This window comes from Sphingobium boeckii (assembly GCF_014199215.1).
Taxonomy (GTDB): Bacteria; Pseudomonadota; Alphaproteobacteria; order Sphingomonadales; family Sphingomonadaceae; genus Sphingobium_A; species Sphingobium_A boeckii.
Genome location: NZ_JACIJC010000005.1, coordinates 408919 through 424029, shown reverse-complemented (window position 1 = coordinate 424029; position 15111 = coordinate 408919). Strand labels below are relative to the sequence as shown.

At 63.1% G+C, this 15111-nt stretch carries 14 protein-coding genes; 12 read left to right on the top strand and 2 right to left on the bottom strand.

The window, feature by feature from the left end; translation table 11 throughout:
* Positions 1–3: 3 nt before the first annotated feature.
* The 12 genes from tsf (at position 4) to FHS49_RS16545 (ending at position 11748) form a co-directional block, all read left to right on the top strand.
* Positions 4–930: a translation elongation factor Ts gene (gene tsf / locus FHS49_RS16600; protein WP_184020682.1), complete on the top strand. Its 927-nt coding sequence runs from the start codon at positions 4–6 to the stop codon at positions 928–930.
* A gap of 149 nt (positions 931–1079) precedes the next feature.
* Positions 1080–1805: a UMP kinase gene (gene pyrH / locus FHS49_RS16595; RefSeq protein WP_184020680.1), complete on the top strand. Its 726-nt coding sequence runs from the start codon at positions 1080–1082 to the stop codon at positions 1803–1805.
* A gap of 2 nt (positions 1806–1807) precedes the next feature.
* Positions 1808–2365, top strand: coding sequence for a ribosome recycling factor (gene frr / locus FHS49_RS16590; protein ID WP_184020678.1), 558 nt, complete (start codon positions 1808–1810; stop codon positions 2363–2365).
* Positions 2362–3111, top strand: coding sequence for an isoprenyl transferase (locus FHS49_RS16585; protein WP_425502705.1), 750 nt, complete (start codon positions 2362–2364; stop codon positions 3109–3111). The genes frr and FHS49_RS16585 overlap by 4 nt, the downstream gene beginning before the upstream one ends.
* On the top strand, positions 3108–3899 hold the full coding sequence (locus FHS49_RS16580; protein ID WP_246350871.1) for a phosphatidate cytidylyltransferase: 792 nt from the start codon (positions 3108–3110) through the stop codon (positions 3897–3899). The genes FHS49_RS16585 and FHS49_RS16580 overlap by 4 nt, the downstream gene beginning before the upstream one ends.
* The gene (locus tag FHS49_RS16575) at positions 3896–5095 is read left to right on the top strand and encodes a 1-deoxy-D-xylulose-5-phosphate reductoisomerase (protein ID WP_184020676.1); all 1200 of its coding nucleotides are present in this window, start codon (positions 3896–3898) and stop codon (positions 5093–5095) included. Before FHS49_RS16580 ends, FHS49_RS16575 begins: the two co-directional genes overlap by 4 nt.
* Positions 5092–6225, top strand: a complete 1134-nt coding sequence (gene rseP, locus FHS49_RS16570) for an RIP metalloprotease RseP (RefSeq protein ID WP_184020674.1) — start codon at positions 5092–5094, stop codon at positions 6223–6225. The genes FHS49_RS16575 and rseP overlap by 4 nt, the downstream gene beginning before the upstream one ends.
* A 94-nt stretch (positions 6226–6319) precedes the next feature.
* Positions 6320–8926, top strand: a complete 2607-nt coding sequence (gene bamA / locus FHS49_RS16565; RefSeq protein ID WP_184021232.1) for an outer membrane protein assembly factor BamA — start codon at positions 6320–6322, stop codon at positions 8924–8926.
* On the top strand, positions 8926–9588 hold the full coding sequence (locus FHS49_RS16560; protein WP_184020672.1) for an OmpH family outer membrane protein: 663 nt from the start codon (positions 8926–8928) through the stop codon (positions 9586–9588). The genes bamA and FHS49_RS16560 overlap by 1 nt, the downstream gene beginning before the upstream one ends.
* A 16-nt stretch (positions 9589–9604) precedes the next feature.
* The gene (gene fabZ, locus FHS49_RS16555) at positions 9605–10072 is read left to right on the top strand and encodes a 3-hydroxyacyl-ACP dehydratase FabZ (RefSeq protein ID WP_425502704.1); all 468 of its coding nucleotides are present in this window, start codon (positions 9605–9607) and stop codon (positions 10070–10072) included.
* 117 nt (positions 10073–10189) lie between these two features.
* On the top strand, positions 10190–10420 hold the full coding sequence (rpmE, locus tag FHS49_RS16550; protein ID WP_184020668.1) for a 50S ribosomal protein L31: 231 nt from the start codon (positions 10190–10192) through the stop codon (positions 10418–10420).
* Between the two features lie 107 nt (positions 10421–10527).
* Positions 10528–11748 (top strand): M20/M25/M40 family metallo-hydrolase, encoded by a 1221-nt coding sequence (locus FHS49_RS16545; RefSeq protein ID WP_343053003.1) that lies wholly within the window; start codon positions 10528–10530, stop codon positions 11746–11748.
* 9 nt (positions 11749–11757) lie between these two features.
* Here the strand turns inward: FHS49_RS16545 and amaB are convergent, their stop codons facing one another.
* Together amaB and FHS49_RS16535 are read right to left on the bottom strand one after the other, a co-directional pair.
* A complete protein-coding gene (gene amaB / locus FHS49_RS16540; RefSeq protein WP_184020664.1) occupies positions 11758–13278 on the bottom strand; it encodes an L-piperidine-6-carboxylate dehydrogenase in 1521 nt (506 codons plus the stop codon).
* An 11-nt stretch (positions 13279–13289) separates the two neighbouring features.
* A complete protein-coding gene (locus FHS49_RS16535; protein WP_184020662.1) occupies positions 13290–15089 on the bottom strand; it encodes a M14 family metallopeptidase in 1800 nt (599 codons plus the stop codon).
* Positions 15090–15111: the final 22 nt, after the last annotated feature.

The following is a 15111-nucleotide window of genomic DNA, read 5'->3' as shown; positions in this document are numbered from 1 at the left end:
ATCATGGCGGAAATCACCGCAGCACTCGTGAAGGATCTGCGTGAGCGCAGCGGCGCGGGCATGATGGATTGCAAGAAGGCGCTGATGGAGAATGGCGGAGAGATCGAAGCCTCGATCGATTGGCTGCGCACCAAGGGTCTTGCCGCCGCCGCCAAGAAAGCGGGCCGTCAGGCTGCCGAAGGTCTGGTCGGCGTCGCCGTTTCGGGCACCACCGGCGCCGCGGTCGAAGTGAATAGCGAGACCGATTTCGTCGCCAAGAACGAGCAGTTTCAGGATTTCGTCCGCGCCGTGACCAACATCGCGCTGGAAACCGGTGACGATATCGACGCGCTGGCTGCCGCACAGCATCCCGAAGGCGTCGCCGTCTCCGAGAAGCTGACGAGCAACATCGCGACCATCGGCGAGAATCAGAATCTGCGCCGCGCGCGCCGCATTTCTGTGAACAAGGGCGCAATCGTGCCTTATGTCCACAATGCTGCCGCTCCTGGCCTCGGCAAGATCGGCGTGCTCGTCGCGCTCGAATCCGATGCGCCGGCGGACAAGCTGGAAAGCCTGGGCAAGCAGATCGCCATGCACATCGCCGCGGCCTTCCCGCTGGCGCTGAACGAAGCCGATCTCGATCCCGCGCTGATCGAGCGCGAGCGCGCGATCGCGGCTGAAAAGGCGTCGGAAAGCGGCAAGCCTGCCGAGATCGTCGCCAAGATGGTCGATGGCTCCATCGCGAAATTCCGCAAGGAAAATGCGCTGCTCAGCCAGATCTTCGTGATCGACAACAAGACCAAGATCGCAGACGTGGTGGCCGCGGTCGCCAAGGATGCGGGTGCATCGATCACGCTGACGGATTATGTCCGTTTCCAGCTTGGCGAGGGCATCGAAAAGGAAACGAGCGATTTCGCGGCCGAAGTGGCTGCGGCAGCGGGCGTTTCCTGATCTGAATATCGACCGTCATCGCCGCGAAAGCGGGGATGACGGGACGCAGGTTTTCCTGCATCAAAAATCCACATCCTCACGCTTGGCATGAAGGCGCGGCCTGATTAAGGTCCGCGCCTCTTCCAGTTACGATCGGACTCCCTGGCGCAATGACCCGGCCACGCTTTAATCGCATCCTGCTCAAGCTTTCGGGTGAGGTGCTGATGGGCTCCGGCCAGTTCGGCATCGATCCCGAGACCGTCGCGCGCGTCGCGGGCGAGATCAAGGCCGCCAAGGAGGCCGGGCACGAGCTTTGCGTCGTGGTGGGCGGCGGCAATATCTTCCGCGGTCTGGCTGCGGCGGCCGTGGGGTTCGAGCGCACCAGCGCGGATTACATGGGTATGCTCGCCACCGTGATGAACGCGCTCGCGGTTCAGAATGCGCTTGAGCAGATCGGGGTCGATACCCGTGTGCAATCCGCCATCCCGATGAGCACCGTTTGCGAACCCTTCATCCGTCGCCGCGCGGAAAGGCATATGGAGAAGGGCCGCATCGTCATCTTCGCGGCGGGCACCGGCAATCCCTATTTCACGACGGACAGCGCCGCTGCCCTGCGTGCAGCAGAGATGAATTGCGATGCTTTGTTCAAAGGCACGTCGGTGGATGGCGTCTATGATGCCGATCCCAAGAAGGTGAAGACCGCCAAGCGCTATGACACCGTCACGTTCAACCGGGTGCTCTCGGATGATCTGAAGGTGATGGATGCAAGCGCAGTGGCATTGTGCCGCGATAACAATATACCGATCGTTGTGTTCAATATCCGCGACGAGGGCAATCTTGCCCGCGTGCTGAGCGGAGACGGCACGGCCACGATCGTGCAGAATGAGGAGAATTGAGGATGCCAGCCTATAACAAGGCCGATCTGGAACGCCGCATGACGGGTGCCCTGGAATCGCTGAAGGGCGATCTCGTGGGCCTGCGCACGGGCCGCGCCAGCACCTCGCTGCTCGATCCGGTGACCGTGACGGTCTATGGCGCATCGATGCCGCTCAATCAGGTGGCCACCGTCTCAGTGCCGGAGCCGCGCATGATCTCGGTCCAGGTGTGGGACAAAACCAATGTCGGCCCGGTCGACAAGGCGATCCGCTCGGCCGGGCTCGGCCTCAATCCCATCGTCGATGGACAGACGCTGCGTCTGCCGATCCCAGATCTGACCGAGGAGCGACGCAAGGAACTCGCCAAGCTGGCCAGCAAATATGCCGAAAATGCGCGCATCGCGGCCCGAAACGTGCGCCGCGACGGGATGGACAATCTGAAGCTCGACGAAAAGAAGAACGAGATTAGCGAAGATGAGCGCAAGAAGCTCGAAGGCGATGTCCAGAAGCTGACGGACAGCACGATCGCCGATATCGATGCCGCGGCCACGGCCAAGGAAAAGGAAATTCTGGGCCAGTGAAGGCAGCGCGCGCCAGCGAGGCGGTGCAGACGGAGCGCGGGCAGGGGGCGCGCGCCGTCCGTCATGTCGCGATCATCATGGATGGCAATGGCCGCTGGGCCAAGAAGCGGATGCTCCCGCGTATCGCCGGACACAAAAAGGGCGTGGAGGCCGCACGTGCCACCGTCCGTGCGGCGGGCGAACTCGGCATCGAAGTGATCACGCTCTACGCCTTTTCCTCGGAAAACTGGCGACGGCCCGAAGCCGAAGTCAGCGATCTCATGGGCTTGCTGCGGGTGTTCATCCGCACCGATATCGACGAACTCGCCAATAATGGCGTCCGTCTGCGCGTGATTGGCGATTATCGCGCGCTCGCACCCGATCTGGTCAAGATGATCGACGGCGCGATCGCGCGCACCGCGCATAATGAGCGCACCACGCTGGTGATCGCGCTCAACTATGGATCGCAAAACGAAATCGTCCGCGCTGCCCGCGCACTGGCGGAGCGCGCCAAGGCGGGCGATCTCGATCCGGCGGCGATCGACGAAGCGGCGATCGCGGGGCTGCTCGATACCGAAGGCCTGCCCGAACTGGATCTGCTGATCCGCACTTCAGGCGAAAAGCGTCTGTCCAATTTCCTGCTCTGGCAATCGGCTTACGCCGAAATGATGTTCGTCGACACGCTGTGGCCCGATTTCGGCAAGGCCGATCTGGCAGCGGCGCTCGATCAATTCGCCCAGCGTGAGCGTCGGTTCGGAGGTTTATGACCGCAAAGGTCAAGCGGGAATGGATGGGGGATTTGCCGCGCCGGGCCTTGGTCGGCGTGATCCTGATCGTCGTTGCCGTCAGCGCGCTTGTCTTGGGCGGCATCGCCCTGTGGATTTTGATGTCCGTCGCCGGTTTGGTGATGATGGCCGAATGGGCCGATCTCGCCAAAGTCTCTCTGGCGCACAAGCGCCTTGCGCTGTTTGCGGTCTCGGTGCCGCTCGCAATCCTGTCGCCACTCGCCGCCGGCCCCGATTTCTTCGCGCTCGGGCTGATCGCAGGCGCTGCGTTTTTCGTTGCGATCGTCGCGCGGCATGGCCGGCTGGGATGGGGCTTGGCTTATGTGGGATTTCCCGCCGCCGCATTGCTCTATCTGCGGATGCAGCCTGATGGACTGGTGCTGGCCTTCTGGACGCTGGCATTGGTCTGGGCGACCGATATCGGTGCCTATTTCTCCGGCCGGTTGATCGGCGGCCCCAAATTGCTCCCGCGCATCAGCCCGAGCAAGACCTGGGCGGGCCTGATCGGCGGCATGATCGCTGCGCTGCTCACGGGGCTTGGCTTCCATCATTGGGGCGGGCTGCCCATGGGGCTGGCGCTCACAAGCCCCGTCCTTGCGGCTCTGGCGCAAGGCGGCGATCTGTTCGAAAGCGCGCTGAAGCGCCAGGCGGGCGTGAAGGACAGCGGCACGATCCTGCCCGGCCATGGCGGCGTGATGGACCGGCTGGATGGCGTGGTGCCGGTCGCCCCCGCCGTCGCCCTCATCATATTGCTGGAAACTTTGCTGTGAAGACCGTCACGATCCTGGGTGCCACCGGCTCGGTCGGCACCTCGACGCTCGATCTGATCGAGCGCGAACCCGAACGCTTTGCGGTCGACGCGCTCACCGCGCATTGCGATGTGGATGGGCTGGCCAGCGCGGCGCGGCGCACGCGCGCCAGGCTCGCGGTGGTCGCCGACGAAGCCCATTTGCCAGCGTTACGCGCGGCGCTGGCGGGGACGGGCATCGAAACCGCGGGCGGCGCTTCCGCGATTTGCGAGGCCGCGGCGCGCCCGGTGGACTGGACGATGGCCGCGATCGTCGGCTGCGCCGGCCTGCCGCCGGTGATGGAAGCGGTCAGGCGCGGCGGCACCGTGGCGCTGGCGAATAAGGAGGCGCTGGTCTCCGCCGGCGCGCTGATGACGGACGCGGTGGCGCGGCACAAGGCGCGACTGCTGCCGGTCGATTCAGAACATAACGCCATCTTCCAATGCTATGACAGTGCCGCCCCCGCCAGCATCCGGCGGATTATCCTGACCGCCAGTGGTGGCCCGTTTCGCACCTGGAGCCGCGCGGATATGGCCGGGGTGACGCCCGAACAGGCAGTGAAGCACCCGAATTGGTCGATGGGCGCGAAAATATCCGTCGACTCCGCCACCATGATGAACAAGGGGCTCGAACTGATCGAGGCGCATCATTTGTTCCCGATCGGATCGGAGCGGATCGAGATCATCGTGCATCCCCAATCCGTGATCCACTCGATGGTCGAATATTGCGACGGATCGGTGCTGGCGCAGCTTGGCACGCCGGATATGCGGACTCCGATCGCCCATGCGCTGGCCTGGCCCTATCGCATGGACGTGCCGGGTGAGCAGCTCGATTTCGCAACGGTTGGTCGCCTCGATTTCGAGGCGCCGGATCCCGAGCGATTTCCCGCGCTCAGGCTGGCCCGCGCTGTCGTGGCTGGCAATCCCTCGGCATCCGCCGTGCTGAACGCCGCCAATGAGATCGCGGTCGCCGCGTTTCTCTCGCGCCGGATCGGCTTTGCCGACATTGTTGCTGTTGTGGAGACCGTGCTGGACGGCTATGACGCGCCTGCTCCCGCCACGCTCGATGACGTCTTCGCCATTGATCGAGAGGCGCGCGCCAAGGCTGAGCAGGCGATCAAGTCCCTGTCCCGAACCCAAACTTCAGTCTCAACAAATCAGGCGATTTCCAACTCGTGACCGAAAACCCCGGCATTATCCTGACGATCCTGGCCTTTGCGCTTGTCATCGGGCCGCTCGTCTTCATTCATGAAATGGGCCATTATCTCGTCGGTCGCTTCTTCGGCGTTCATGCCGAAGTGTTCTCGATCGGTTTCGGCAAGGAGATCAAGGGCTGGACGGACAGACGCGGCACGCGCTGGAAGCTCGCCTGGATGCCGCTGGGCGGTTATGTCCGCTTCGCCGGCGATATGAGCCCGGCCAGCCAGCCCACGCAGGAATGGCTCACGCTTCCTCCTGAACAGCGCGCGCGCACGTTTCAGGCCAAGCCCGTGTGGCAGCGCGCCCTGATCGTTCTGGCCGGGCCTGCCGTCAATTTTCTGGTCGCCATCATCATCCTCGCCGGCCTGCTCATGGTCAATGGTGAAGACCGCACACCCGCCGTCATCAAGGCCGTGCAGCCCGGCAGCGCCGCGGCGCAGGCGGGCTTCCTTCCCGGCGATACGCTCCAGCAGATCGCCGGGCGCGATATCGACAGTTTCGGCGATGTCGTGCGCATCGTGAAGCCGCGGCCCGGAGAATTGCTGGATTTCCAGATCCTGCGCGGCGGCCGCGTTCAGAATATCGTCGCCGCGCCCGGCGTCGAGGTGGAAAAAGACCGTTTCGGCAACACCTACAAAATGGGTCTGCTCGGCCTGATGCCGGTCGAACCGGTTCGGGTTTCCATCAATCTGCTCGAAGCGCCGGCGGCGGCGGTGCGCCAGACGGGCCAGATCATGCAGATGATGGTGGACGGGCTGGGGCAGATCATCACCGGCAGACGCTCGGTGAAAGAACTCGGCGGGCCTCTGAAGATCGCGCAAGTCTCGGGCGAGATGGCGAATATCGGGCCGGAAACCTTCATCTTTTTCATCGCGCTGATTTCGATTAATCTGGGATTCATCAACTTGTTGCCAGTCCCCATGCTGGATGGCGGACATTTGCTCTTTTATGCGATCGAAGCGGTGCGACGCAAACCCGTCAGCATCATGGCGCAGGAATGGGCGTTTCGTTCGGGGCTGTTGGTGTTGCTCACGTTGATGGTCTTCGTGACCTTCAATGATTTGTCGTCTTTCGGCGTTTGGGATCGGCTGTCCGGCTTGATCGGCTGACGTGCTTGGGGCAGGGCGTTTCTGCAAAATCGAGCCGTCACGGTGACGGCGTATGAATTCTTTAAGGTGGCATCCGTTGACTGCGAACAATCTGATGAGCTTCGGCAAGCGCAACATGGCGGTCCTGCTTATAGGCACCGTGCTGACCGGCCTGTCTCCTGCGGCCGCTCTGGCCCAGCAGCCTGCGCCTGTCGCGCCGGTGACGCCGCCGCCGGTTTCGAGCACCACGGGCATCGGCACGATCCGCTCGATCGAGGTGATCGGTTCGCAGCGTCTGGAGCCCGATACCGTGCGGTCCTACACCACGCTGCGCCCCGGCGCGTCCTACAGCCGCGAAGCGGTGGATCAGGCGCTGAAGGATCTCTACGCCACCGAATTGTTCGCCGACGTCCAGATCCGCGACAATGCGGGCGTGCTGACCATCGAAGTGCGCGAAAACCCGGTGATCAACCGCATCATCCTTGAAGGCAATAAGCGCATCAAGGAAGATAAGATCCGCCCCGAAATCCGCCTGGCCCCGCGGCAAATCTTCACGCGTTCCAAGGCGCGTGCGGACGTGGCGCGGATCATCGAACTGTATCGCCGCCAGGGCCGCTTCGCCGCCACGGTCGAGCCGAAAATGGTCCAGCTCGATCAGAACCGCGTCGATATCGTGTTCGAAGTGCGCGAAGGCCCGAAATCCAAGGTCCGCCAGATCAACGTCATCGGCAACGAGAAGTTCAGCGACGGCGAAGTCCGCGCGCAGATGGTGACCAAGCAGGCGCGATTCTATCGCTTCTTCAGCTCGGGCACGAGCTATGATCCCGATCGCCTCGCCTATGACCAGCAGAAATTGCGCCAATTCTATCTGACCGAAGGCTATGCCGATTTCCGCGTGATTTCCGCGGTGGCCGAGCTGACCCCGGACAAGGAAGATTTCATCATCACCTATGTGGTGGAAGAGGGCGACCGCTATAAATTCGGCGATGTGAAGACCGAAAGCGAGCTCCGCGATTTCGATTCCAACACGGTCAAGCGCCTGATCCGCCTGAAAAAGGGCGATTGGTATAATGCCAAGGCCGTTGAAGACACGGTGGACGGCATCACCGAGACCGCCGGTCTGTTCGGCTATGCCTTTGCCGACGTCCGTCCCGAATTCAATCGTGACAAGGACGCCAAGGAAATGAACCTCACCTTCAAGGTGGGGGATGCGCCGCGCGTCTATGTCGAGCGGATCGACATCAATGGCAATACGCAGACGCAGGACAAGGTGGTGCGCCGCGAATTCCGCCTGGCGGAAGGCGATGCGTTCAACAGCTTCCAGGTGAAGCGCTCGGCGGACCGCATCAATTCGCTCGGCTTTTTCCAGGAAAATCTGGAAATCGAGCAGAAGCAGGGGTCCACGCCGGATCGCATCATCCTTGAGGCGAATGTCGAGGAAAAGGCGACCGGCGAGCTTCAGCTTTCGGCAGGCTTCTCCAGCCTCGAACGCTTCATCGTCAACGCCTCGATCACGCAGCGCAACTTCCGCGGCAAGGGGCAGACGCTCAGCACCTCCGTCAATTATTCCAGCTATTCCAAGTCGATCGAGCTGGGCTTCACCGAGCCCTATCTGTTCGATCGCAACATCGCGCTGGGCGGCAACATCTTCCGCCGCGACTATAACTCGTTCAATTACATCAACAATGATCGCAACACGACCTATCAGCAGGTCTCCACTGGCATCTCCGTGCGCGTGGGCGTGCCGATCACCGAATTCTGGCAGGGCCAGTTGCGTTACGGCCTCACGCTGGATGACGTGACGCTGGCCGAGGGCACATTCTACACCAATGGGGTGTGCGATCCGCTGCTGGCGGGCCGCTATCTGTGCGATGCGATCGGCGAACGCACCACATCGTCGCTGGGCTATACGCTGGCGTTCGACAACACCAACAATCGCCTGCGGCCTTCGGCGGGCAACCGCCTGAGCCTCAATCAGGATTTCGCAGGGCTTGGCGGCAGCGTCAAATATGTCCGCACGGTTGCCAAGGCATCGAAATATTGGAGCGTGCTGGGCAATTTCATCTTCTCGCTCAATGCCGAGGGCGGTTATATCCATCCCATCGGCAAGAATGGCAGCGCGACGAGCGACGCCGTGCGCCTCACCGATCGTTTCTTCCTCGGCGAGCCGCAGATCAGGGGCTTCGATATTCGCGGGATCGGGCCGCGCGTCCAGCGCACGAGCTATATCGCCAACGCAGACGGCACCTATTCGCTCTCGACCGACAGAAGCAATGTGCAGGATGACGCTCTGGGCGGCCGGGCCTATTATATGGGCCGCGCCGAACTGGAAATCCCGTTGGGCTCGGGCGCACGCGAACTGGGCCTGCGTCCGTCGATCTTCGTCGATGCCGGTGCGGTGTTCGGGCTCAAGGATCTGACCACGGCCAATGGCGGCCTGAACGATATTCAGACGTTCGCAAGCTGCACGACCACTGCGGGCGTCACCACCAATATTCCCAATGCCATCACCTGCCCAACGGGGCAGACACTCAACGGCGTCACCCCTGGTTTCAAGGAAACCTATCTGGGGGATTCGCCCAAGCCACGCGTCTCCGTCGGCGTCGGCGTGAACTGGAATTCGCCTTTCGGCCCGTTCCGCATCGACGTCGCCCGCGCGCTGCTCAAAGAACCAGGGGATGATACCAAATTGTTTACATTCAACGTAGGAACCCAATTCTGATGAAAACCATCTACAAAGCGGCTGCTCTGGCGGCCCTGACGATCCCGGCTTCGGTAGCCATGGTGTCCACGGCGTCGGCCCAGTCCAATGCCGGCGTGTTCGATACCGAGCGCGCGGTCGCCACAAGCAAGGCCTATACCGATGCGATGAAGCTGATTGCGACCACCTACAAGCCCAATATCGATCAGGCGAATGCCAAGGCGACCGAGATCAACACCCGGCTGAAGCCGATGCAGGATGCGCTCGTCGCCGCCAGCAAGGTGCCCAACGCCAATGCCGCCACGCTGCGCACGCAGCAGGAAGCCTATCAAAAGGCAGCGCAGGCCGGTCAGCAGGAAGTCGACAAGCTCCGCGAGCCGATCGACCTGGCCACCGCCTATGTCGGCGAGCAGATCATGGACAAGCTCGAGCCCGCGCTCGACAAGGTGATGGCTGCCAAGAAGGTCGCGATCGTGCTGGTGCCGCAGGCCACGGTGAAGGCGGCGCCCGCGTCCGATCTGACCCCGGACGTCGTGACCGAACTCAATGCGTCCGTGCCCAGCGTGGGCGTGGTGCCGCCGCAGGGCTGGCTCCCCGCACAGGTGCGCGCGCAGATCGCCGAGCAACAGCGTCGTCAGGGTGCGCAGGCCGCGCCTGCCCCCGCCAAGCCCGCGGGCCGCTGATCCTCGGATGAGCGACGTGCAGACTGACAGGGGCGCCATCGGCCCGTTTGACATCAAACGGGTCCTGGCGGCCCTGCCGCATCGCTACCCCATGTTGCTGGTCGATCGCGTCGAGGAGCTTGTCCTCGATCGATCGATCCGCGCCATCAAGGCGGTGACGATCAACGAACCGTTCTTCCAGGGGCATTTCCCCGGTCGCCCGATCATGCCAGGCGTGCTGATCGTCGAGGCACTGGCACAGGCCGCGGGCGTGCTCGCGGTGGAATCGCTTGGCCTCGCCGGCTCGGGCAAGCTCGTCTATTTCATGGCGATCGACGAGGTGAAGTTTCGCGTCCCCGTCGAGCCGGGCGTGTTACTCACGCTCGAGGTGGAATTCGCCCAGCGCCGCAACACCGTGTGCAAGTTCACGGGTAAGGCGCTGCTGGATGGCAAGGTGGCGGCTCAGGCCAATTTCACCGCCATGATCGCCGATCCGCCGGCCTGACGCGCCGCATTTCCGCAGGGGCGGGAATGATGCAGTTGAAAAGCCCGCGAATCTGCCGTAAAGGCGCGCCTTCGCATTCCCAGGCTGGTCGGAACCAGCCATTTTCGGAGCATCGACATGAAAAAAGACATCCATCCCGATTATCACATGATCAAGGTCCAACTGACCAATGGCGACGTGTATGAGACACGTTCGACCTATGGCAAGGAAGGCGATACGCTCCAGCTCGACATCGATCCTTCGGTCCACCCGGCCTGGACCGGCGGCAAGGGCGCGATGCTCGATTCCGGCGGCCAGGTTGCACGCTTCAACAAGCGTTTCGGCGGCCTCACGCTCGGCAAGAAGTAAGCATGGCGTCCGCCTGCGGTAAACGCCCTCAAAGGTTCTTTTCCGTCGGCGGTTTCGCTGTTTTACTGATGATTGGCGCTGCGGCCCCGGCCGCGGCGCAATCACGGGTGTCTGGAGACCGGATCATCGCCGGCATCCAGAAATCGCCCGCTTATCAAAGCGCGGTGCAATCGCTCGACCGCGACCATGATCGCTTCGTCAACGAGATCGTGGCGCTCACCGAAATTCCCGCTCCGCCCTTTGGCGAGGAAAAGCGCGGGCTGGCCTGGCGCGCGCTGCTGGCCGGCTCCGGCCTGACCGATATCGAGACTGATGCGGAAGGCAATGTGATGGGGCTGCGCCGTGGCACGGGCGCGCCGGGCGGCAAGCTCGTCGTGATCTCGGCGCATCTCGATACCGTGTTTCCCGCCGGCGTGGATGTGAAGGTGAAGCGGCAGGGCACACGGCTTTCCGCCCCCGGCATTGGTGATGATTCGCGCGGTTTGGCCGCGCTTCTGGCCTATGCCCGCGCTCTGGACGCCGGGCAGGTCGAGACGAAATCCGATATCCTGTTCGTGGCCACCGTGGGTGAGGAAGGTCCGGGCGATCTGCGCGGGATGCGATATTTCTTCACCAAGGGACCGTATCGGAACCGCGTGGCGGCCTTTTTCTCGCTCGACGGGATCGATCCCTCTCGCGTCACCAACGGCGCCGTCGGATCGAAGCGTTACCGCGTCACCTTTAAGGGACCGGGCGGCCACAGCTTCGGCGCGTTCGGCATCGTCAATCCGATGGTGGCGATGAGCAAGGCAGTGACCGATCTTTACGAGGTTGTGCCGCCCACCAATCCCAAGACCACCTTCGCCGCCGCTGTCACGGGCGGAGGTACTTCGGTCAATTCCATTCCGGATTCGGCCTATATGGAATTCGATATGCGCTCCGAAAGCGCGGTCGAACTCGCCGGGCTGGAAAAGCGCTTCCTGGCGATCATCGACAAGGCCGTGGCGGGCGAGAATGCGGCGCGCTCCACCCGCGCCGGATCGATCACCGCCGACAAGAAACAGATTGGTGACCGGCCCGCGGGCATGACCGCGGCCCATGCCGATATCGTGACGCTCACCGCGGCGGCGGCCAAGGCGCAAGGTTATCGGCCGCAGTTCAACGCCTCCTCCACGGACGCCAATATGCCCATCAGCCTGGGCATTCCGGCGGTCACGATCGGATCGGGCGGCCGTGGAGACCGCGCCCATGCCCCCGATGAATTTATCGACGTGGAAAAGGGCGAGAGCGTCAAAGGCCTCACCGTCGGTCTGCTCGCGCTGATCGCCACGGCCAATGCGCAGCCTTAGGCCTTTGGGCTAAATCTCGAACTTCACGCCCTGTGCCAGCGGCAGCGCGCCCGAATAATTCACCGTATTGGTCTGCCGTCGCATATAGGCGCGCCAGCTATCCGATCCGGACTCGCGGCCGCCGCCCGTCTCCTTCTCGCCGCCAAACGCACCGCCGATCTCCGCGCCCGACGTACCGATATTGATATTGGCGATGCCGCAATCGCTCCCCGCTGCCGATACGAACAATTCCGCCTCGCGCATGTCGGCGGTGAAAATGCTGGATGACAGTCCCTGATCAACGCTGTTCTGAAGCGAGATCGCGTCGTCCAGGTCATCATAGGCGAAGACGTAAAGAATCGGCGCGAACGTCTCGCGCAGCACCGGCCCGGTATGGGCGAGATGCGACACCACGGCCGGGCGTACATAGACGCCGTCGCCCAAGCCGGCGATCCGATCCCCACCGGAGATCGTGGCGCCGGCGGCGCGCGCATCGGCCAGCGCCTGATCCATCGCCGCGGCGGCCCCGGCATCGATCAGCGGACCGACGAGCATCGCCGGATCGCGCGGATCCCCGATCGCGATCGACGCGGCGGCCGCCCGCATCCTGGCCAGGAAATCGTCATGGATCGAGCGGTGGACGAACAGCCGCCGCAAACTGGTGCAGCGTTGCCCGGCGGTGCCCATGAAGCCGAAGGCCGAGGCGCGCAGGGCGAGGTCGACGTCCGCGGACGGGGACACGATCGACGCATTATTGCCCCCCAATTCGAGCAGGACACGGGCAAAGCGTTGCGCCGCCTGTTCGTTCACGATCCGTCCCATCCGTGTGCTCCCGGTCGCGGAAATCAGCCGGATCGCCGGATGCGCCACCAGCGCCGCCCCCACGTCGCCGTCGCCGATCAGCACGGACGACAGGCCGGCAGGCGCATCGCCAAAGTCCGCCAGCGCGCGTTCGAACAGCGCCTGCACCGCGAGCGCGGTCAGCGGCGTCTTTTCCGAAGGCTTCCAGATCACCGGATTGCCGCACACCAAAGCCAGCGCAGCATTCCACGCCCAGACGGCCACCGGAAAGTTGAAGGCGGTGATGATCGCCACAGGCCCCAGCGGGTGCCATGTCTCCATCATGCGGTGCCCCGGACGCTCGCTCGCGATGGTCAGGCCGTAAAGCTGGCGGGAAAGGCCGACCGCGAAATCGCAAATGTCGATCACCTCCTGCACTTCGCCCGATCCCTCGGACAGCGGCTTGCCGCAATCGAGCGTCACCAGCCGGCCGAGCGCCTCTTTATGCACGCGCAACACTTGACCAAGCAGCCGCACCAATTCGCCGCGACGCGGGGCAGGGACGGTGCGCCACACCGCAAAGGCGCGTTCGGACGCGGCCACCGCGGCCGCAATCTCGTCAGCGGTGGCATCAGGCACACCGCCGATCCGCGCGCCATCAATCGGGGAATGGACCGGGCGATCGCCGCTTTGCCACAGCGCATCCTTTACACCCATGGCCTTGAGCAGCGCCGTGGCATCGTCGGCCGCCGGCTTGATCGCATCGATCATTTCAGAGTCCTTCAGCGGATTTCGCGGCCCACGGGGTAAAGCAGATAGCGCGCGTCGAAATAGCGGGTGCGCTCATAGAACCAGCCCAGTCGCGCATCCTGATCGCTGGCGAAGGCAGGATCGGCGGCGAGTTTCGCTTCGAATGCGGCCTTGAGCGCCGGATCGCCGGCCAGCATCGCATCCGCCAGCGGCGCGATCGCATAGCCTTCGATATATTCCACCCGCTGGAGAATTTCAGCGAAAAATCCCCAGGATAGGAGGGATTCCGCGCTTTCCGGCTCCAGCAACGCCACCGCAACCAGCCCCAGCGGCTGATCGGTCGGCACGCGCACCGAACCCGGCATGAACGTCTCGCTGCGCTGTTCATGATGGTAATTGGCGGAAGCGATCGGGATATGGCCTTCGCTAGCTTCACCCAGTTTCACATCGCCGAGCCGCACCATATCTAGAGTCACGGTCTGCGGCGTTTCGATCGCTTCCGTGGCGATACCGTGCGCTTTCAGCCGGGCAATTACATCGGGCCGCGTTCCGGGCACCCAATAAGCGACGGGCACGTCCAGAATCCGCGCGGGTTCCTGCGCATAGACCTTCATCCGGCTGTCGACGGGCCTGCCCAGCCACCGGATTTCCTCGCCGCCCGATGCCGCCGAGACATAGCTTTCGTGCGCCACACCCTTCCATACCATCTCGCTCACGGGCGCTTTCATCGGCTGCCACGCCACAATGAGGGTCTCGGGTCGCGCCGCTGAGTCCCTCGCAATCGCCTTCGCCAAAGACGCCTGTTCATCGGCGAGCAGTTTCAGCGAGGCTTCGATCAGCACATAGGTGCCCAGCACGCGCTGACGGTGCGGCTTGAGCGAATGATTTTCGATCAGGACGCTCGGCATATGCCGCAAATCGCCATAGCTTTGCGAAAAGCGCGGCGATCCGGGAAATTCGATGATGCCGAGATCGGGTTTGCGATCATCCAGCGCAAAGATCAGCGGGCCGGGAATATGGCCATGATCGGCCAGCGCCTTATCCACCGCAGGCCGATAGCGCGTATCCAGCCAGGCGCCGATCGCTTTGGACACGGCATAGCGACCATTGGAGCCGTTGAAGCCATAGGTCACGTCATATTGATAATCCACGCCGTCCGTCACATGGATATCAAGATAGAGCGCGGGTTCGATCCGCTCGATGAGGCCCAGCATCGCCTGCATCTCGGGCGTATCGGCCTTCAGATAATCGCGATTGAGATTGAGATTCTGCGCGTTGTGCCGCCAGCCTTGCGATTGCGGGCCGCGCTGGTTGGGCCGGCTATAAGGCGATGTGCGCTCATGCCCGTCCACGCTGAAGATCGGCACGAACACCATATCCACCGCGTCGATCAGCGCATCCTTGCCGCCGAACGCGATGTCGCGCAGCAGCATCATGCCGGCGTCCTTGCCATCGATCTCGCCGGCATGGATCCCCGCCTGCACCAGCAGCACCGGCTTCTTGCCACCGCCCTTGGACACACGCACGGAATAAAGCGCGCGGCCCTCGGGCGATGTGCCGAAATTCTCGATCGCGATCAGCGGCGATGCCGCATCAAGCCGCGCGAGCCAGGCGCGTGTCTCGGCATAGCTGGGCGTGTGTTCGAAGCCCGATTGCTCGGCGGGCGTGACCCAGGGGTCATCGGCACGGGCGATCAATGCTTCGCTGCGCCCGGTCCAGGGGAGGGCGGGCGGCAGCGGCGCGGTCATGTCTGTCGGTGCGGCGCTCACGGCGACGGACGATAGCGCATGGATCAGGGCAAAGGCCAGCAGCGACGAAGGTTTATAGCGCATCCCGCAGCATTATCTGCGGGAT

What these genes read in the sequence shown, in the direction of transcription:
- tsf (WP_184020682.1), top strand. Translation starts at nt 4, where the DNA reads ATGGCGGAAATCACCGCAGCACTCGTGAAGGATCTGCGTGAGCGCAGC.
- pyrH (WP_184020680.1), top strand. Translation starts at nt 1,080, where the DNA reads ATGACCCGGCCACGCTTTAATCGCATCCTGCTCAAGCTTTCGGGTGAG.
- frr (WP_184020678.1), top strand. Translation starts at nt 1,808, where the DNA reads ATGCCAGCCTATAACAAGGCCGATCTGGAACGCCGCATGACGGGTGCC.
- FHS49_RS16580 (WP_246350871.1), top strand. Translation starts at nt 3,108, where the DNA reads ATGACCGCAAAGGTCAAGCGGGAATGGATGGGGGATTTGCCGCGCCGG.
- bamA (WP_184021232.1), top strand. Translation starts at nt 6,320, where the DNA reads ATGAGCTTCGGCAAGCGCAACATGGCGGTCCTGCTTATAGGCACCGTG.
- FHS49_RS16560 (WP_184020672.1), top strand. Translation starts at nt 8,926, where the DNA reads ATGAAAACCATCTACAAAGCGGCTGCTCTGGCGGCCCTGACGATCCCG.
- rpmE (WP_184020668.1), top strand. Translation starts at nt 10,190, where the DNA reads ATGAAAAAAGACATCCATCCCGATTATCACATGATCAAGGTCCAACTG.
- amaB (WP_184020664.1), bottom strand. Translation starts at nt 13,278, where the DNA reads ATGATCGATGCGATCAAGCCGGCGGCCGACGATGCCACGGCGCTGCTC.
- FHS49_RS16535 (WP_184020662.1), bottom strand. Translation starts at nt 15,089, where the DNA reads ATGCGCTATAAACCTTCGTCGCTGCTGGCCTTTGCCCTGATCCATGCG.